At 69.3% G+C, this 17,650-nt stretch carries 17 protein-coding genes, 1 tRNA gene and 1 pseudogene; 8 read left to right on the forward strand and 11 right to left on the reverse strand.

Going from position 1 to position 17,650, the window contains the following annotated elements:
* A pseudogene (locus SD626R_RS15095) lies at positions 1-706 on the reverse strand (carbamoyl-phosphate synthase large subunit); the annotation flags it as partial.
* A gap of 243 nt (positions 707-949) precedes the next feature.
* Here SD626R_RS15095 and SD626R_RS15100 point away from each other — a divergent pair.
* Complete coding sequence (locus SD626R_RS15100) at positions 950-1,960, forward strand: hypothetical protein (RefSeq protein WP_092567143.1); 1,011 nt, start codon at positions 950-952, stop codon at positions 1,958-1,960.
* A gap of 70 nt (positions 1,961-2,030) precedes the next feature.
* Here SD626R_RS15100 and SD626R_RS15105 read toward each other — a convergent pair whose 3' ends face one another.
* The 3 genes from SD626R_RS15105 to SD626R_RS15115 form a co-directional block, all read right to left on the reverse strand.
* Entirely contained in the window at positions 2,031-2,246 is a 216-nt protein-coding gene (locus tag SD626R_RS15105) for a hypothetical protein (RefSeq protein WP_092567144.1), read from the reverse strand.
* A gap of 150 nt (positions 2,247-2,396) precedes the next feature.
* Positions 2,397-2,930, reverse strand: a complete 534-nt coding sequence (locus tag SD626R_RS15110) for a DUF5815 family protein (RefSeq protein ID WP_092567145.1) — start codon at positions 2,928-2,930, stop codon at positions 2,397-2,399.
* Positions 2,931-3,013: 83 nt separating this feature from the next.
* Positions 3,014-5,233 (reverse strand): CDC48 family AAA ATPase, encoded by a 2,220-nt coding sequence (locus SD626R_RS15115; protein ID WP_092567146.1) that lies wholly within the window; start codon positions 5,231-5,233, stop codon positions 3,014-3,016.
* 229 nt (positions 5,234-5,462) lie between these two features.
* On the opposite strand from SD626R_RS15115, the gene SD626R_RS15120 reads away from it, so the two are divergent.
* Together SD626R_RS15120 and larC are read left to right on the forward strand one after the other, a co-directional pair.
* Positions 5,463-5,651, forward strand: a complete 189-nt coding sequence (locus SD626R_RS15120) for a hypothetical protein (RefSeq protein WP_092567147.1) — start codon at positions 5,463-5,465, stop codon at positions 5,649-5,651.
* A 79-nt stretch (positions 5,652-5,730) separates the two neighbouring features.
* On the forward strand, positions 5,731-7,080 hold the full coding sequence (larC, locus tag SD626R_RS15125; protein WP_092567148.1) for a nickel pincer cofactor biosynthesis protein LarC: 1,350 nt from the start codon (positions 5,731-5,733) through the stop codon (positions 7,078-7,080).
* A 16-nt stretch (positions 7,081-7,096) separates the two neighbouring features.
* Here the strand turns inward: larC and SD626R_RS15130 are convergent, their stop codons facing one another.
* Positions 7,097-7,396, reverse strand: coding sequence for a hypothetical protein (locus SD626R_RS15130; protein ID WP_092567149.1), 300 nt, complete (start codon positions 7,394-7,396; stop codon positions 7,097-7,099).
* Positions 7,397-7,913: 517 nt separating this feature from the next.
* Here SD626R_RS15130 and aspS point away from each other — a divergent pair.
* From aspS to SD626R_RS15145, 3 genes are all read left to right on the forward strand, one after another.
* The gene (gene aspS, locus SD626R_RS15135) at positions 7,914-9,218 is read left to right on the forward strand and encodes an aspartate--tRNA(Asn) ligase (protein WP_092567150.1); all 1,305 of its coding nucleotides are present in this window, start codon (positions 7,914-7,916) and stop codon (positions 9,216-9,218) included.
* 227 nt (positions 9,219-9,445) lie between these two features.
* On the forward strand, positions 9,446-9,748 hold the full coding sequence (locus SD626R_RS15140) for a hypothetical protein (protein WP_092567151.1): 303 nt from the start codon (positions 9,446-9,448) through the stop codon (positions 9,746-9,748).
* Position 9,749: 1 nt separating this feature from the next.
* Positions 9,750-10,490: a DUF4382 domain-containing protein gene (locus SD626R_RS15145; protein WP_241996655.1), complete on the forward strand. Its 741-nt coding sequence runs from the start codon at positions 9,750-9,752 to the stop codon at positions 10,488-10,490.
* 367 nt (positions 10,491-10,857) lie between these two features.
* Here SD626R_RS15145 and SD626R_RS15150 read toward each other — a convergent pair whose 3' ends face one another.
* Positions 10,858-11,535, reverse strand: coding sequence for a TVP38/TMEM64 family protein (locus SD626R_RS15150; RefSeq protein WP_092567153.1), 678 nt, complete (start codon positions 11,533-11,535; stop codon positions 10,858-10,860).
* 66 nt (positions 11,536-11,601) lie between these two features.
* Entirely contained in the window at positions 11,602-12,429 is an 828-nt protein-coding gene (locus SD626R_RS15155; protein ID WP_092567154.1) for an NAD(+)/NADH kinase, read from the reverse strand.
* Between the two features lie 120 nt (positions 12,430-12,549).
* On the opposite strand from SD626R_RS15155, the gene SD626R_RS15160 reads away from it, so the two are divergent.
* Positions 12,550-14,010, forward strand: a complete 1,461-nt coding sequence (locus SD626R_RS15160) for a KaiC domain-containing protein (RefSeq protein ID WP_092567155.1) — start codon at positions 12,550-12,552, stop codon at positions 14,008-14,010.
* Between the two features lie 82 nt (positions 14,011-14,092).
* A complete protein-coding gene (locus SD626R_RS15165) occupies positions 14,093-14,947 on the forward strand; it encodes a mechanosensitive ion channel family protein (RefSeq protein ID WP_092567156.1) in 855 nt (284 codons plus the stop codon).
* Between the two features lie 278 nt (positions 14,948-15,225).
* Here SD626R_RS15165 and SD626R_RS15170 read toward each other — a convergent pair whose 3' ends face one another.
* From SD626R_RS15170 to SD626R_RS15185, 4 genes are all read right to left on the reverse strand, one after another.
* Positions 15,226-15,591 carry a hypothetical protein gene (locus SD626R_RS15170; protein WP_092567157.1) on the reverse strand — a complete coding sequence of 122 codons (366 nt, stop codon included), beginning with the start codon at positions 15,589-15,591 and terminating at the stop codon, positions 15,226-15,228.
* A gap of 281 nt (positions 15,592-15,872) precedes the next feature.
* Positions 15,873-16,673: a DUF6498-containing protein gene (locus tag SD626R_RS15175; RefSeq protein ID WP_241996656.1), complete on the reverse strand. Its 801-nt coding sequence runs from the start codon at positions 16,671-16,673 to the stop codon at positions 15,873-15,875.
* 139 nt (positions 16,674-16,812) lie between these two features.
* Positions 16,813-17,085: a hypothetical protein gene (locus SD626R_RS15180; protein WP_092567158.1), complete on the reverse strand. Its 273-nt coding sequence runs from the start codon at positions 17,083-17,085 to the stop codon at positions 16,813-16,815.
* A gap of 415 nt (positions 17,086-17,500) precedes the next feature.
* Positions 17,501-17,571 (reverse strand) — tRNA-Gly (locus SD626R_RS15185).
* Positions 17,572-17,650 lie beyond the last annotated feature (79 nt).

Consider the following 17,650-nt stretch of genomic DNA (forward strand, 5'->3'; position numbering starts at 1 on the left):
CGTCCCGCATCACCTCGTACTCCAGCTCGACCCAGCCCGCGATGGACTCGGTGATCAGCACCTCGCTGTTCCGCGAGAGGCGGAGCCCCTTGCGGACGCGCTCGACGAGCTCCTCGAACTCGTCGACGACGCCGGAGCCGGAGCCGCCGAGCGTGTAGGTCGTGCGGGCGATGACGGGGAGGCCGCCGACCGCGTCGACCGCGTCCTGCACGCGCTCGCGGAAGTACTCCTCGTCGAAGTCGGTGACCGACTCGTCCTCGTCCAGGGAGATGGTCGTCGACTTCGGCACCGGCTGCCCGAGGTCCTCCATCCGCTGGCGGAACAGGTCCCGGTCCTCGGTCGCGTAGATGGTGTCGAGCGGCGTCCCCATCACCTCGACGTCGTACTCCTCCAAGATGCCCTCCTCGGCGAGCTCCGCGGTGACGTTGAGTCCGGTCTGACCGCCGAGCCCCGCGATGACGCCGTCGGGCTCCTCGATCCGGATGACCTCCGAGATGGCCTCGGGCGTGATCGGCTCGATGTACACTCGATCCGCGGTCTCCGGGTCGGTCATGATCGTCGCCGGATTCGAGTTCACTAGGACGACGCGGGCCCCCTCCTCTTGGAGGGCGCGACACGCCTGCGCGCCGGAGTAGTCGAACTCGGCCGCCTGTCCGATCTGGATCGGTCCGCTGCCGATGAGTAGAATCGTCCGGTCCTCGCTCATTACGCGGACGGAATACGCTCATCGTAATAAGGCCGGCGGTAGAGTACGAATCTCGCAGCGAGTTTTCGATTTTCGCAAGTGAGAGCGTACCACGGTGGTCGGTACACCGTGGCACGTGGAACGGTATCGTCCCGTCGTCTCCACCCGTCAGGGCCGGTTCGATCGCCGCGTCACCGTCCGCCCGTCGGTCCGAGCAACTCGCCGCAAGGGATTTACCCCGAAACCGAAAACGCCGTGACTGGTATGACCTGTTCCCGCCGCCGCGCCCTCCGACTGCTCGGCGCCGCCGCCGCGACCGCCGCGACCGCCGGGTGTCTGAATTCGGGAAGCCTCGACTCGTACGCGCTCATCGCCGACGAACTGGACCTGTCGTCCGTCGGACGCCCGTACCTGCAACCCGATCCCGCGGCCGTCGACGCCGCGACCCGCGTCGACTTCACGACCGAAGCCAAGACCGCGTACGTCTCGGAGCTGTTCGACACCGGCAGCGTGACCGTCAGGCAGTGGCCGCTCGTCGGCCGCGACAGGTGGGGGACCGAGACCAGACCGCGACCGACGTTCCTCGAACGCGACGGGACCTTCTACGAGGTCCGGATCACCGACGAACGACGCCTCGAACGGGAGCGGTGGCACTTCGGGCTCGAACGGCTCGACGAGGCGCCGCCCGACGACGCGGCGGTCGCGCGTGAGCCGTTCGACCTCTCGGACCAGGATGAGCGCGTGCTCGACGCGGCGCTCGACGCGGTGTACGCGGGCCACGACGGCTTCCTCGGCGACCCCGAGTTCGACGAGCTCCAGGCGGTCGAGTTCCACCACGGACTCGACGCCGAGGCCAGCGCCCTCGTCCCGTCGCCGCCGTTCGAGTTCGTGGAGTACGAGGACGAGTTCTTCCGGGCGGTCGCCGAGCGACGGACGGTCGAGGTCCCGGAGTGGACGTACGCGATCGCCGAGATCGCCGACTCGCGTGGCGAGTTCACCGCGTACGCGCGAGACGCGATAATCGAGCGCGACCTGGACGAGGTCGGGCTCTCCGAGCCGGCGGCCGGCGTGTTGGACGACGCCATCGCCGAGGAGCCGCGCCGCTACGAGGAGGGCGCGCCGCCGTCGGAGAGGCTCGACGAGGCCCTCGGGGCGCTCGGTATCGCCGAGGACCTCGAACCGATAGCGAACTACGAGGACCGGGTCGACTTCCGGAACGTCGTCCTCGAGTACCGGGACGGCGTCTACCGGTTCGACCTGATCGTCTCGCCGTGACGGCGACCGGGGCCCGACGCCCGCCCGTCTCCCGCCGTGAGCGGTCGCCGGCCGGCGCAGGACCCGGCACTCACGTTTCCAGCCGGTACCGGTAGGGGCGGTCCGCGATGACCTCGACCTCGCCGCGCTCCGCCCACCGGCCGAGCACGGTCGCGACGCGGTGCGGGCTGTCGAGCTCCTCGCACTCGTCGGCGAGCGCGAGGATCTCCCGCGCCGTCAGCGGCTCGTCGGCCTCGGCGAGCACGCCGCGAATTCGGTCGTATCGGTCGTATTCGCCGGCGCTCATGTGTCTTACGTACGGTATCCGCACGTATATGCTTCAGTGAGACAGGAGTCGGACAAACGTCTGACACGGCGGCTGAGACAAGCGTTCTCCGGGGTTTCGGCGGTTCGCGGCCGACCGTCCGTCGCCGACCGTGCACCCCTTCTCGGGTCCTCAGGCGTACGGGTCCTCGGCCTCGAGGTCGCGCTCGGCGCGGTACTGCTCGACGAACTCGCTCACGTCGAACTCGACCATCTCCCGTTCGAACGCCGAGAGCGCCTCGTCGTCGTCGGCGTGGCTCACGGCGTGTTCCATCAGCTCGACGACGAGCTCGACGACGATCTCGTGGAGGCGTCGGGAGTCGAAGTCGGTCACCCACGCCATCGCGTACCCGACGTCCGCGTTCTCGCTGGCGTCGTGGGCGACGACGGACTCGGGGAACTCCTCTAACACCACGCCGAGCAGGTGCGGCGTGTCGAACTCCGGCATCTCCTCGCTGGTCGTCTCGATCGCCTCGCGGAGCACCTCGACCAGGAAGTCCGGGAGGAACCGCTCGGGCGGATGCACGTCCATCACGACCGCGTGCGTCTCGCCGCAGTCGCACTCGAACTCGCGCATCCCGAGGTCCAGCTCGCCGGCCGCTATCGTCCGCCCGCAGGGCAGCTCCAGCGCCTTCTCGTCGTCGCCCGGGACGCGCGGCTGGGACATGCTTCCGCTTGGTCGCTGGCGGGGTTAAAAGACGCGGAACGAGATGTTCGGAACGAGACGTCCGGACCCGGGACGGGCGGGCGCTACTGGAACCCGACCCGGCCGCCGGTGTCGCGGAGCGTCTCGCCGCCGCCGCCGAACTGCTGTTCGATCTCCTCGTAGTACGAGAGGATGTCCTCGTTGACGGTCGGCCGCACCGACTCCATGGCGCGCCGGAAGTGCTTCATCTCGACCTCCTCGGCGTCGTCGTCGTCGCGCAGCGCCTCGATGGCGGCCTCGCGGGCGATCCCCTCCAGGTCGGAGCCGACGTACCCGTCGGTGATCTCCGCGACCTCGCGGAGGCTCACGTCGGGCGCGAGCGGCGTGTCCTGGGTGTGGATGTCGAGGATCTGCTCGCGGCCCTCTTGATCCGGCTGGCCGATCATCACGAGGCGGTCGAACCGGCCCGAGCGCAGCAGCGCGGGGTCGATCATGTCGGGGCGGTTGGTCGCGCCGATCACCATCACGTCGCCCATGTCCTCTAATCCGTCGAGTTCGGTGAGGAGCTGGTTGACGACGCGCTCGGAGACGTTGCTCCCCATCTCCTGCCCGCGCGAGGGCGCGAGGCTGTCGAGCTCGTCGAAGAAGATGATCGTCGGGCTCACCTGCCGGGCCTTCCGGAAGGTCTGCCGGATCGCCTTCTCCGACTCGCCGACCCACTTCGAGAGCAGCTGCGGCCCCCGCACCGAGATGAAGTTCGCGTTCGTCTCGTTGGCGACCGCCTTCGCCATCAGGGTCTTCCCGGTGCCGGGCGGGCCGTACAGCAGCACGCCCTTCGGGGCGTCGACGCCCATCCGGTCGAACTTCTCCGGGGAGGTGAGCGGCCACTCCACGGACTCTTGAACCTGCTGTTGGGCCTCGTTGAGCCCGCCGACGTCGTCCCACGAGATCTTCGGTAGCTCGACGAGCACCTCCCGCATCGCCGACGGCTCCACCTCCGTGAGCGCGCCCGAGAAGTCGTCGCGCTTGACGATCATCCGGTCGATGAGGCTCGGCGGGACCTCCTCGTCGTCGAGGTCGATCTCGGGGAGGTAGCGCCGGAGCGCCTTCATCGCGGCCTCTTTCGTCAGGCTCTCGATGTCGGCGCCGACGAAGCCGTGCGTCTCGTCGGCGAGGTGATCTAAGCTCACGTCGTCCGAGAGCGGCATGCCGCGCGTGTGTATCTGGAGGATCTCCTTGCGGCCGGTCTCGTCGGGAACGCCGATCTCGATCTCGCGGTCGAACCGCCCCGGGCGGCGGAGCGCGGGGTCGACGCTGTCGACGCGGTTGGTCGCCCCGATGACGACCACCTGCCCCCGGGTCTCCAGGCCGTCCATCATCGTCAGCAGCTGCGCGACGACGCGGCGCTCGACCTCGCCGGTGACGTCCTCGCGCTTGGGCGCGATCGAGTCCAGCTCGTCGATGAAGATGATGCTCGGACTCTCCTCCTTCGCGTCCTCGAAGATCTCGCGGAGCTGCTGTTCGGACTCGCCGTAGTACTTCGAGATGATCTCCGGGCCGGCGATCGAGAAGAACGACGCCGACGTCTCGTTGGCGACCGCCTTCGCCAGCAGGGTCTTCCCGGTGCCCGGCGGGCCGTGCAGGAGGACGCCCTGCGGCGGCTCGATCCCGAGCTTCGAGAAGATCTGCGGGTGTTTCATCGGGAGCTCGACCATCTCGCGGACGCGCTGGATCTCGTTCTGGAGGCCGCCGATGTCCTCGTAGGTGATCCCGCCGCCGGTCTTCTCGAACCCGGAGATCGGCTCCTCGCGGAGTTCGACTTCGGTGTCCTCGGTAATGAGACAGACGCCGTCGGGCTCGGTCTCGACCGCGATCAGCGGGATCGCCTGCCCGGGAGACCGCATGAACGGGTGGTTCGTCGACGACATCACGGGGACGATGTCGCGCTCGACGACCGGGCGCTTGAGGATCTGGCGTTTCACCATGCCGGCGGCGTCGGATCCGAACTGGACCGACGCCTCCTCGGGCGGGGCTAAGACGAGCTTGTCGGCCTTCTCGGCCTCCGCCTTCCGGATGGTGACGCGCTCGCCGATGCCGACGTCGGCGTTCTGGCGGGTGAAGCCGTCGACGCGGACCGTGTCGGTGTTCCAGTCCTGCCGGTCTGCGCGCCAGACCTTCGCGGCGGTGGTCTCCGCGCCCTCGATCTCGATGATGTCGCCGGGCGAGAGCTTGAGATGCAACAGCGTGTCGGGGTCGAGTCGGGCGATGCCGCGCCCCGAGTCGTTCGGGTACGCCTTCGCCACTTCGAGTTGGACTTCGTTCATAGTTCCTCGCGGGGGTTACTCGTATCTCCTTCCGGTTCGGGAATAAGCCTGTTGCCCGTGTCGGCGCCGCCGATCCGTCGGAGGGAATCGGCGGGCGCGACGGACTGTGATATCATATGGCACGGTACGGAGCCCCGACTTAAAACGCCGTCGTAAGCGTGCGTTTTCGCCGTCGATCGGCGGCCGGTCGCGGCGCACGGTTTTTGTCCGTTCGAGGCGATTTCCGGACGTGTTCGAGTCGCTCTCCGACCCGATGCGGTCGCTGCTCTCGCGCGTCGCCTTTCTCGCTGCCGGCGCGCTCCTCGGCCTCGGGCTGTACGCGCTCGGCGCGGGCGGCGCCTTGGTCGTCCCGCTCGCGGTGGTCGGAGCCCTGGTGATCGGCGAGCTGTACCTGTTCGCGGCCGCCGAGACGGCGTAGCGGCCGCCCCCGTCGGCGGTGGTTCGAACGCCGCCCCCGGACCACGGGGTATTTGTCCCGCGATCGCCTCCGGTCTGCCATGCGAACGCTCGTCTTCGACGGCCGGACCGGCGCCGCCGGCGACATGGTCTGCGGCGCGCTGATCGCGGCCGGCGCCGACCCCGGGGTCCTCTCGCCCGTGACCGACCGGCTCCCGGTCCGGTACGAGGTCGGGGAGGCGACGAGGAACGGGATCCGAGCGACGACCGTGGACGTGCTCCTCGACGGCGAGGACGGCGATCGCGGTCACGCCTGCGAGCGCGATGACGATGATAAGCATCCCCACGAGCACGACCACACTCACGGCGATGAGCACTCCCACGAACGCGCGCACGCCGAGGGCGCCGGCGTCACTCGCAGCTACCCCGAGGTCGTCGCGCTCGTCGAGTCCATGGATCTCCCCGAGGCGGTCGAATCGGTCGCGCTCGACGCCTTCGAGCGCCTCGGTCGCGCCGAGGCGTCGGTCCACGGCACCGACCTCGACGAGACGCACTTCCACGAGGTCGGCGCGGACGACGCGATCGCCGACGTGGTGGGCGCGGCGCTCCTCCTCGACGATCTCGACCCCGACCGCGTCGTCACCACGCCGGTCGCGACCGGCGGCGGCGAGGTCGAGACGAGCCACGGCGTCTACCCGGTCCCCGCGCCGGCGACGACCCGGATCGCGACAGACGCCGACTTCTCGGCCGGCGGCGGCCCGGTCGACCGCGAGCTGCTCACGCCGACCGGCGCCGCGATACTAGCGGCGGTCGCCGAGGGCGTCGACCGGCCGCCCCGGCTCGGCCTCGACGCCGACGGCTACGGGGCGGGCGACGCGGCGTTCCCCGACCGCCCCAACGTCCTCCGCGTCCTGGTCGGCGACGGCGGTGACGCGGGCGAGGCGGGCGTCGACGAGGCGGCCGCACCCGCCGAGCGCGGGCTCGTCCGCGACGAGATCGCGGTCTTAGAGACGAACCTCGACGACGCCTCGCCCGAGGTGCTCGGGGGGCTCCAAGAGACCCTGGCGCGCGCCGGTGCCCGAGACGTGACGGTCGTCCCGACGACGATGAAGAAGTCGCGGCCGGGCCACCTCGTGAAGGCCATCTGCAAGCCCGAGGACGCCGAGGCCGTCGCGGAGCGGCTCGCCCGCGAGACGGGGACGCTCGGGGTCCGTCAGTCCGGCGCGAACCACCGGTGGATCGCCGAGCGCGAGTTCAAGACGGCGGTCCTCTCGGTCGACGGCGACGACCGCGAGGTGTCGGTGAAGGTCGCGTCGACCGCCGACGGCGACGTCTACGACGTGAGCGCCGAGTACGACGACGCGGCCGCGGTCGCCGAGGCGACCGGGCTCCCGATCCGGGACGTGGTCCGGCGCGCGGAGCGGGCGGTGCGTGACCGACTCGGCGAGTAGGGGAGGCGAACCCCGGTCACCCCGGCGGCTCGACGCGCTCGACGCGTTCCGGTTCGACGCCGAACCCGCCGGCCAGCCGGTCGGCGACGCGCTCGGTCGGCCGGTCCGCGTCGGGGACCGAGAGGGTCGCGACCGCCTCCACTATCGTGTCGTTGAGCCCCGGCTGGAGGCCGGCGATCGACAGGTCCTCGACGCTCACCCCGTCGACGCGTTCCAGCTGTCGCCGAGCGCCGGCCGCGAGGTCGCCGTTGGCCGCCTGCGAGACGCGAACGGTCACCGTCGCTTCCACCGTCTGCGTGCGGATGGCTGCCGCCATGAGCCCCTCGCCGCGAGTCGAACGCGGCGCGGACCGGTCCGCGGCCTCGAACGCGGGTCCGCCGCGGCGGGCGGACCCGTCGCTCGCGAGGGGGAACGGTCACGTCCGGCGGTCGGCAGCGGTTCGACGGCACAGCGACGGCTGGAGAAGTCGGGGTGCGGTCCGTCCCGCGGGGAACTCCCCAGCCGACGCGCGTCACGCGGCCGGCGGGACGGACCGTGTCTCCGGAGCCGAATACCCGATCCACCCGGGGGACGCGACGCTCGCGCGGTCCGCGAGTATCGAGGTGGTGATACGGGTCATGATCGGTCTCCGCGGCGCGGAAGGCGCCGTCGATACCCAAATCCATCGGTTTCGTATTAAAATTACGTTAGCTATGCTACTACGTGACACGCGGTTTCGGAGCCGCGACTCCTCCCGAGAATCCACCGGAGCGGCCGCGGCCGCCCCGTTCCGCCGACGGCGAGACGACAGGCCTATGCCGAACGCCCGACCAGTTGCGCGTAAGCAGACCGTCATGATCGAGCGAATCCACACGTCGGACGTCGAACCGGACGCGGACGAGGTCGCCATCGCCGGCCACGTCCACGAGATCCGCGACCTGGGAGGCCTCGTCTTCCTCATCGTGCGCGACCGCGAGGGGCTCATTCAGATCGTCTTCAAGGAGGAGCGCGAGCCGGAGCTGTTCAAGGCCGTCCAGGACGTCGGCGCCGAGGACGTGGTCCGCGTCGTGGGCGAGCCGTTAGAGAGCGACCAGGCGCCCGGCGGCGTCGAGATCGCGCCGACCGAGTACGAGGTCATCGACGAGGCCGACTCCCCGCTCCCGCTGGAGATCTCGAAGGACATCGAGGTCGACCTCTCAACCCGGCTCGACAACCGCGCGCTCGACCTCCGGAAGCCGGAGACGCTCGCCGTGTTCAGCCTGCGCTCGAAGCTGCTGACGGCGATGGAAGAGTGGTTCGACGACGAGGGGTTCGTCGACATCAAGACCCCGCTCATCTCGAAGGGCGGCGCCGAGGGCGGCGCGGAGCTGTTCCCGATCCTCTACTACAACAAGGACGCGTTCCTCTCGCAGAGCCCCCAGCTGTACAAGCAGATGCTGATGGCCTCCGGCTACGAGGCCGTCTACGAGACGGGGACCGCGTTCCGCGCCGAGGACTTCGCGACCTCCCGCCACGTCTCCGAGATCGCGATGTTCGACGTGGAGCTGGCGTACATCGACGACCACGACGACGTGATGGACGTCCAGGAGGAGTCGCTGCGGTACGCGCTCCGCGAGGCCGCCGAGGACGCCGAGCGCGAGCTCGACCTCCTCGACGTCGACCTCGGCGTGCCCGAAGAGGACTTCCCGCGGATCACCTTCGACGAGGCGCTCGACATCCTCGAAACCGAGTACGGCCACTTCCCGGACGATCCGACCGACCTCGACACGAAGGGCGAGAAGCTGCTCGGCGAGCACTTCGAGGAGCAGGGGCACCCGGCGTTCTTCGTCGTCGGCTACCCCGACGAGAAGTTCTACTACATGCAGGACGTGCCGGACGACGAGATCGCCTCCCGGAAGTTCGACCTCATCTACAAGGGCCAGGAGCTCTCCTCGGGCGGCCAGCGCGAACACGACGTCGAGCGCATGGTCGAGGTCATGGAGGAAGAGGGCGTCGAGACGGCCAACTTCGAGTTCTACATCGAGGCGCTGAGCTACGGCACGCCCCCGCACGGCGGCTACGGGCTCGGCATCGACCGCCTCGTCCAGAAGGTCGCCGACCTCGACAACATCAAGGAGGCGATCATGTTCCCGCGCGACCCGAACCGGCTGGAGCCCTGACACGGCCCGCGCCGACTCGACGCGCGCGACCCGACCCGTCTCGACCGAGATCCGCGGCCGCGTCGCCGACGGCGGCTCCCTGATCTGCTCTTTATGAGTGGCCGCCACTCTTTCGACGAACGACCCCGTCAGAGCGCCTTCCGGTGATTAAACCGAGTTAAATCGGGCGCAATTCGGCTGAACGGCTTGCGTCATTGAAGTGGGTCGGGCGCCGAGGGGAAGTCGCTATGAACGCGATCCGAACGACGCTGCTCGTGGCGCTGGCCACGGTGGTACTGATCGGGACCGGCGCGGCCGCCGGCGCCGTCGCGGCGACACCCGGGCCGGGCGACGCGCCCGGCGACGCGGGGCCGCCGAGCGACCTCCCGGACCAAGTGCCGGACTTCGTCGGCGGGGTCCTCGATAGCGTGAACGAGTTCCTCGGCGGCGGCGTCGACGACCTCGGTGAGACCGTGAGCGAGGTCGCCGGGAACGGCGCCGGCGATGGCGAGGATGACGGGTCCGACGCGAGCGACGGGGAGGAGGCGTAACGTGACGGACCGGACGCCGGACTCGGACGCGTCCGCCCTCGACGCTCTCGACCGCCGGACGTACCTGCAGGCGACCGGGGCCGCCGCGCTCGGCGCGGCCGGCCTTGCCGGCTGCGTCGGCCGCGCGACCGGGACGCTCGCGACGCGGGTGACCGACCAGCCGGCCGACATCGGCGACTTCGAGTCGCTCGTGGTCACCGTCGAGGGCATCTGGCTCGGTCCGGAGGGCGCCGAGAGCGGCGCGGACGGGAACGAGACCGACGACGGTGACATGAGCGACGGCGAGGCCGCCGACGGCAATGAGACCGCCGACGGCAACGAGACCGACGGCGACGAGGAGAACGAGCCCGCCGGCCGCGAGTACTTCGAGTTCGACGAGCCGCAGGAGGCCGACCTCGTTCAGCTTCAGGACGGCGAGACGCAGCTGATCGACGAGCGCGAGCTGGCGGTCGGTACGTATCAGTTCCTCCAGCTCGACGTCTCGAACGTCGACGGCACCCTAGATGGCGGCGACGAGACCGAGGTCGACCTCCCGGGGAACGCCCCGCTCACGTTCAACGAGTCGTTCGAGGTCCGCGAGAACACGCGGACGAGCTTCACCGCCGACTTCGCGCCGGTGCGGCGCGGGAACGGCACGTACCTCCTGCGCCCCGTCCCGCGGGGGGTCGAGGTCACCTACGAGGAGAGCGGCGGGAGCGGAGGCGGCGAAGGCGGAGACGACGGAGACGACGGAAACGCGTAGCGACGGCGACCGGACCGACGGAGCGCGCTCCCCCGGTCCCCCGTTGAAGCCGCGTTCGACCGGCCCCCTCGGCGGGGCGCCGCGGCTTCGGGGTCAGGGCTGGGACGGTTCCCGGGAATCGGGGACCGGGGGAATGCACGCTCGCATCGGTCCTCTCAGAGGCACACGACCCGTTTCGACCGCCCGGCGGCGCGAACGCCGCCGGACGGTCGACGACGTCCCGCACAGCGTCGCGGTCCCGACCGGGACCGCTGAGTTACGGCGGTCGACCGGCCTGCCCCGACCGCCCTGCCGCGGATCCACCGCGACCGCGATCCCCTGCCCGATACCTGCCCGATACCTGCCCGATACCCGCCCGCCGAGACGGTCACGCCGTCGACGCGGGCTCTTCTCCGCGCAGTGTCCGATACGCCGGCCCGGCGAGCAGCAGCGCTCCGACCCCGGCCATCGCGACCAGCGCCGTCGGGTCGACCGCGGAGAGGTCGCCGGCGGCGAGCCGGTCGAGCGAGACCCCGACGGCGACGCCGACGATCACCCACGGGAGCTCGCCGGCCGCCGTCCCGAGCAGGAACTGTCGCGGGCGGATCCCCGAGGCGCCCGCCCCGACCGAGACCGCGTCCGAGGGCAGCGGGAGCAGCCGGGTGGCCGTCACGGCCCGGACGCCGCCGGTCGCCGTCGCCAACCGCTCGCCCGCGTCGCAGAGCCGGTCCGCGGTCCGCCAGGCGCCGCGGGCCCGGACATGGCCCGTCCGCGCGAGGAGGTAGGGCGGGAGTGCCGTCGCGACCAGCAGCGCGACGCCCAGCGGGACGCCGACCCAGCCGTACCCGAAGCCGACCGCCACGGCGAGCAGCGTCGTCGGCCACGCCAGGAACGGTCTGACGGCCGTCAGCGCGAGCAGCGCGACGCCGAACCGGAGCGGGTCGGCGGCGAGGAGCGAGAGCCGCGCGAGGGCGGCCGCCGGCGAGGCGAGCCAGGCGGCCGCCGCCGCGACCGCGACCGCGGCCCCCGCGGCGACGTATCCGAGCAGGACGAACCGACGGTTCACGGCCGACGGTTCGCTCCGGGGAATAAACGCTTTGTGGGCGCGATCGGTGGCGGCGGCGTCACCGACTCACGAGAGCTTCCCGAGCGCCTCGAAGAAGTCCGACGGGGGGCCGGCGATCCGCATCGGCGGGGTCGTCCGCTCGACGGTCACCTCGACCGGCGCCTTCAGGGTCGTCTTGTTCCGCCCGTCGCTGACGACGACCGCCTCCGCGACGCCCTCGACCGCGACCGTGACCGCGGCGTCGACGTCGACGACGAGCGGGGGCATCCCCGTCTCCGCGGCCATCTCGTTCACGACGAGCCCGCTCACCGCCGGGCTCACGAGGGGTCCCCGCTCGGAGAGGTTGTACGCGGTCGAGCCGGTCGGCGTCCCGACGAGGACGCCGTCGGCGTGCCCGCCGGAGTAGCGGCTCCCGTCGACGCGGACCTCGTAGTCGACGCCGGCGCCGGGACCGCGGCGGCCGCTCTGGACCACGATCTCGTTCGCCGCCGGCACAGAGGTCCAGTCGCCCGCCCGCGCCGCGAGCCGCGGCGCCTCCCGGACGTCCAGCTCCCCGCGGTCGAACGCCTCGACCTCGGCGACGACGGCCTCCTCGGCGTCCGCCGGGGGGACAGCGTTGAGGAACCCCACCTCGCCGAGGTTGACGCCGACGATGGGGGTGTCGCCGGCGTTGCGCGCGACGAAGAGGAACGTTCCGTCGCCGCCGACCGCGACGGCGAGGTCGGCGCCGCCGAGGGCGTCGACGGAGCGCCCGCGGTCCCCCTCGCCGAGCGCGTCGGCCGTCTCCGCGTCGAGCCAGACGGACTCGCCCGCGGCGACGACCGCGTCGCGTAGGTCCGCCGCGAGGCTCACCGCGCGCTCGCTTCCCTTCCGCGCCACGATACCGACCTCCATGGGCCACCGATTCTCGCCGCCGGACAAAAGGATGCGGACTTCGGCCCCGGTTCCGGAAAGTTTCAAGCCGACCCGTCGCGTTGCCGGAGACATGTCGACCGCCCACGGCCGACTGGAACGATGAGCGAGGAGGACGACTGGTTCGAGCGCGCGCTGCGCGACCTCGACGAGGAGTCCGACCGCTCGGCCGACGACGAGGGCGACGAGACTGCCGTGGGCGACAAGAGCGATGAGACCGGCAGAGACGACGCGGAAGTCGACGACGAGGGCGGCGAGGTCAGCGAGTTCGGCGAGGCCGACGAAGACCGCGAGGGCGACCCGTTCGGCGGCGTCCGCGACGAGACGGACGCGACCGAATCGGCCGGATCAGACGATCCGGGTGATCCCTTCGGTGGTGGATCATTCGGTGACGACGACGCGTCGCTCGGTGACGACGACGCGACCGAGACCCCGAGCGGAGAAGCAGGCAGGGAGCGGTCCCCTGGAGAGGACGGAGGCGGTGAATTCGGCGAGGGAGACTTCGGCGGGAACGACTTCGACGCCGATTTCGCCGAAGGGGAGTTCGGCGGCTCGGCCCCGTCCGAGACCGATGAGGGCGACGCCGGGGATCCGTTCGGGGGGTCCGGCGCAAATGGTGGCGACGATCCGTTCGGCGGGCCTGACGCAGGCGGCGGCGACGATCCGTTTGGCGAGCATGACGCAGGCGGCGGCGACCCCTTCGACGCCGGGTCGTTCGGCGACGACGACCCGTTCGGCGGCTATCGCGGGAGCGCCTCTGGGCCGTCTGAAGACTTCGGCTTCGGCGACTTTGGCGGTGGCGGCGGTGACGCCGGCGGCGAGACGGAGACGGGGTTCGACGTCGACCCCGACGAGTTCGAGTCGGCGATCGATCGCACCGACGTCGGCATCGAGGGGCTCGACGACATGATCCTCGGCGGGGTCCCGAGCCGCTCCCTGCTCTCCGTCATCGGCGGGGCGGGGACGGGGAAGACGACGTTCGCGCTTCAGTTCCTCAACCGGGCGCTCGAATCCGACGGCAAGGGCGTCTACATCACGCTGGAGCAGACGCGCGAGTCGATCTTCTCGACCGCCGAGGAGAAGGGGTGGGCGTTCCGCGAGGCCGCCGACGAGGGCCGGCTCGCCGTGGTCGCTATCGACCCGATCGAGATGGCGAACTCGCTCGCGTCGATCCGGAACGACCTCACCCGGCTCATCGCCGAGTTCGACGCCGACCGGCTGGTGCTCGACTCCGTCTCGCTGCTGGAGATGATGTACGACCACCCGGCGAAGCGGCGCTCCGAGGTGTTCGGCTTCACCCGGTCGCTGAAGGAGGCCGGCGTGACGACGCTGCTCACCTCCGAGGCGAGCCAGGAGACGCCGTACGCCTCCCGGCACGGGATCGTCGAGTACCTCACCGACGCGGTGTTCGTGCTCCAGTACGTCCGCGGGTCGGACTTCCGCGAGACCCGGCTCGCGGTCGAGATCCAGAAGATCCGCGACGCGAACCACTCCCGCGAGACGAAGCCGTACGAGATCACCGACACCGGGATCTCCGTCTACGGCCGGGCGAACATCTTCTGATTCGCCGCCGGCCGTCTCATCCGCACGGGCGTCGCTCTCTCCACACGACAAGGTTCATTCCGCGCCCGCCGGTGTGTCGCCCATGGCCGCGTCACAGGTCACCACCGAACTGGTTCCGAAGTACGTCGGGCTCCTCTCGCAGGTCGCGGAGTTCCTCGTCGTCGCCGCGGCGCTGTACCTCCCCGGCAGGTACATCGTCAGGCCGCTCGTCGGCTGGGTCTTCGACCGCCGCGGCCTCGAACCGACGCTCGAACGGACGCTGGAGAAGCTGCTCGGGGTCGGTACCTTCCTAATCGCGCTGGTCGTCGGCGCGTGGGCCGCCGGGTTCACCGGCTTCCTCGGCGGCTCGGCGCTCATCGTCGCCGCGCTCACGCTGGCGGTCGGGTTCGCGGCGCAGGACGTGCTGTCGAACTTCGTCGCCGGCGTCTTCATCGTGCAGGACCGGAACTTCAACATCGACGACTGGATCGAGTGGGACGGCAACGCCGGCTTCATCGACGACATCGGCTTCCGGGTGACGCGCGTCCGCACGTTCGACAACGAGACGATCACGGTGCCGAACACCGAGCTCGCGACGAACGCCGTGACGAACCGCATGAGCAACGACACGCTCCGCATCTCGACGACGTTCGGGATCGGCTACGCCGACGACATCGACGCGACGACCCGGATCCTGCTGGACGCCGCCGCCGACCACGAGGATGTCATCGCCGAGCCGGCACCCTCGGTCCGCGTCGCCCGCCTCGCGGACACGGCGATCGACCTGCAGGCGCGCTTCTGGATCGCCGACCCGGACCGCGAGGAGTTCTCGGTGACGCGCTCGGAGTACATCCGCACCGTGACCGAGCGGTGCCGCGAGGCCGGTATCGACCTCAGCACGACCAGCCAGCACTCGATATCGGGGGACTTGACGGTCGCGGGTACCGACGAGGTATAGGACGCGAACAATAGGAGCATCGGTTAGGCGGTCTGTCGGAATACTCGGCGGCGGGTACGCTTCGACCTCTCGTAGCCAGTGCAGGTGACTCGCGTGTCGGGAGGCGATTCGGATCGCCCGTACCGCGCGAGAAACCGCTGTGAAATCCCGAGGGCGCGATCAGCGGTGCGTTCGTATCCGTACGCATACCCCCCGGAAAGGGTGCTTCCACCGGAAACCGCTCACAGATTCGGCACAGATAGGCGATATCCGTTCAGAAGTTCGTGAGTTCGTGCGTATCAGACGAGGTTCTCACCGCGAACGCGCGTCCCGATGTGGTAGACCATACTGACGGCGTAGCCCAACACGCCGAGCGTTGCGAGCGCTGCCCCCACGAGGAGGACCGAGTCGTCCGCTCCGGGAATCTCGCCCGCGCTCGCGGCAGCGAGCGCGAATCCGACGGCGGCCGCCCCTGCGGTGACGGCCGGCATCCGTGCGTCGATCACCACGGCACCGAGCGCGGTCGCCCCCGCGATGGTCGAGAAGACGAGCGGCCTACCGAGGTCGAGCGGGACGACGCCGGACAACACCGACCAGTACGCTCCCGTCGAAAGGACGAACAGTCCGAGTGGCGCGAGTATCGGCTTGAGCTTTGACGCTTCCATACCTCTCCCGGTCGAAGGCGAGACGGATGTATCCGGCCGCTCTGTTTCGCCGGGGACAACACGCGTTCACCGTCCGCCGCTGCAAGAGCTCCCGGACCGCGACCACCGGTAACCGACTCGCGCTGACTGCTCACCTGTCGGACAGACTCTCCGGCTTCAAACGTGAGCCGTCCTCGGCACAGTTCCGTGGAGTCGATCGGGCGGGATCGGACTCGTTCCAGAGCCGTATCAGCCGCTCCCAACCCGACCGAGCCTGAAACTGTGAGACTTTGCACACCTGGTTACAGTAGCTCTCGGAGCGGTTCGTCGCGGCTGTCGAGATAGTAACTCGCGAGGTCGATCGAGAGTTTACAGGCGATCGCGGTGAAGATGAGGGGGCCGCGAGCCGCGCTCTCGACGCTGCCGGCGTTCCCCTCCGTGGACTCGTACGCGAGCAACACGACGAGGAGTCCGGCGCTAGTCAACGCGAACCCCTGCCAGAAGATCCCCTTCGCAGCCGCCCAGGCAGAGGTCTCGCGATGCGTGCCGTGATAGAAGTACTCCGAGACCGTCCGGCCGCCCTCGCTCAGAAAGACGACACCGGCACCCGTGAGAACCCACGCCTGGGTGGAAGTCGGATCCGACGCGGCGATCACGGGGCCGGCAACGAACCCTCCGAACCCGACCCACACGGCGGCGAGCATGGGGACGATGAACAACAGCGCGGGAATCGTTCCGACGTAGATACCGACGTCGGTACGCGGTATCGAGATCCGCTTGTCCAGCACGCCGCCGTCGCCGGACGAGGACTTCTCGCTCGCATTCTCGGAACCTCCGTCGGTAGAAAGGAGCCGTACCGCCGCCGCGAGGGTGCCGTTGAGTCCGTCGAGTCCCGACCGCCGATCAGGTCGATGGCCGGCAAACAGCGATCGTACGATCGCCCAGACGGCGAGCACGCCGAGTTCGAGCCAGTAGAACGTCAGGAGGGCCACGGCCGACGTGTCGAACGCGAGGAGTCCGACCACGGGGATGCCGTTCGCCACGAACACCGAGAGGAGGGTTCCGTTCGACAGCGGAGTTTGCGGAGGGAGCGACTCTCGCATTGAACTACGACGCGTTGTTGGACGTTCGTTTCACTTAATTTCCGTGACCCTGTCACCGCGTCTGAAACCGAGATTCGTAGTTCTGTTGAACATGAAGTCAGAGTGACACTTCGGTCGGGCCGTGGTCGGTATCGGTCACTCAGACGCCGGATACCGCCGATAGAACTGTTTCGAGGAGTGCTAGACAGGCGGCAGCAACTAACAGCAGGAGGCTGGCGGCGGAGGCGGTAAACTCCTCCGGGTCGGTCCGTAATAAACTGTAGCCGGCACTGACGAGCATTCCACAGCCGCCGATCGCCATGAGCAGTATCGGGATGCTTCGGTCACCGGCGAAGAATGAGCTCACGGCCGGCCCTCCAACCGAAGCCCCGATCACGGCGGTTGAACCGGTGTAAATGTATAGATCCTCCATGGGGGAGGCAACGGCTCGCGATCACTTGTGATTTCGACACCGATCGCCTCCGTTTCGCCACGCTCGCAGGTCCATTGAACAGCTGTTTCAGACCAAAATGTACCCGAAAACAGCAATTCAGCGGAACCGTATCGATGCCCGCGGGTGGCGGGTCGTCGACGCGAGGATCGTTCGAGAAATGCACCGTCCGGGAGTCACGCCAGCGGGCCGAGCGTGACAACGGACGGTGCACGACCGAAGGGAGTTTGCCGAGCGAAGCGAGGTAAACGTCGACTGACGGAGTCAGTCGACAGTACACCGTCCGGGAATCGAACCGAAATCAGACGTGCTCGCTCGCACGGCTCGTTGCGCGCGACTGATAGGGTTCAATTCGCCTGCTGATTCCTGCGGCTCACGAGGTTGTTCGCCGCAGGAATGCACCGTCCGGGAATTGAACCCGGGCTATTAGCTTGGGAAGCTAATGTCCTACCACTGGACCAACGGTGCTCGCTCTGAGATATCCGACCGCCACACTTCAACGTAGCGTTTCCCGTGCCGCGAGCCACACGCTTAACAGCCTTCCGCG

Origin of the sequence: Halorubrum sp. SD626R (assembly GCF_001261915.1) — an archaeon.
GTDB lineage: Archaea > Halobacteriota > Halobacteria > Halobacteriales > Haloferacaceae > Halorubrum.

What these genes read in the sequence shown, in the direction of transcription:
- SD626R_RS15110 (WP_092567145.1), bottom strand. Translation starts at nt 2,930, where the DNA reads ATGTCCCAGCCGCGCGTCCCGGGCGACGACGAGAAGGCGCTGGAGCTG.
- SD626R_RS15140 (WP_092567151.1), top strand. Translation starts at nt 9,446, where the DNA reads ATGAACGCGATCCGAACGACGCTGCTCGTGGCGCTGGCCACGGTGGTA.
- SD626R_RS15175 (WP_241996656.1), bottom strand. Translation starts at nt 16,673, where the DNA reads ATGCGAGAGTCGCTCCCTCCGCAAACTCCGCTGTCGAACGGAACCCTC.
- SD626R_RS15160 (WP_092567155.1), top strand. Translation starts at nt 12,550, where the DNA reads ATGAGCGAGGAGGACGACTGGTTCGAGCGCGCGCTGCGCGACCTCGAC.
- SD626R_RS15130 (WP_092567149.1), bottom strand. Translation starts at nt 7,396, where the DNA reads ATGGCGGCAGCCATCCGCACGCAGACGGTGGAAGCGACGGTGACCGTT.
- SD626R_RS15155 (WP_092567154.1), bottom strand. Translation starts at nt 12,429, where the DNA reads ATGGAGGTCGGTATCGTGGCGCGGAAGGGAAGCGAGCGCGCGGTGAGC.
- SD626R_RS15105 (WP_092567144.1), bottom strand. Translation starts at nt 2,246, where the DNA reads ATGAGCGCCGGCGAATACGACCGATACGACCGAATTCGCGGCGTGCTC.
- SD626R_RS15170 (WP_092567157.1), bottom strand. Translation starts at nt 15,591, where the DNA reads ATGGAAGCGTCAAAGCTCAAGCCGATACTCGCGCCACTCGGACTGTTC.
- larC (WP_092567148.1), top strand. Translation starts at nt 5,731, where the DNA reads ATGCGAACGCTCGTCTTCGACGGCCGGACCGGCGCCGCCGGCGACATG.
- SD626R_RS15180 (WP_092567158.1), bottom strand. Translation starts at nt 17,085, where the DNA reads ATGGAGGATCTATACATTTACACCGGTTCAACCGCCGTGATCGGGGCT.
- aspS (WP_092567150.1), top strand. Translation starts at nt 7,914, where the DNA reads ATGATCGAGCGAATCCACACGTCGGACGTCGAACCGGACGCGGACGAG.
- SD626R_RS15165 (WP_092567156.1), top strand. Translation starts at nt 14,093, where the DNA reads ATGGCCGCGTCACAGGTCACCACCGAACTGGTTCCGAAGTACGTCGGG.
- SD626R_RS15115 (WP_092567146.1), bottom strand. Translation starts at nt 5,233, where the DNA reads ATGAACGAAGTCCAACTCGAAGTGGCGAAGGCGTACCCGAACGACTCG.
- SD626R_RS15100 (WP_092567143.1), top strand. Translation starts at nt 950, where the DNA reads ATGACCTGTTCCCGCCGCCGCGCCCTCCGACTGCTCGGCGCCGCCGCC.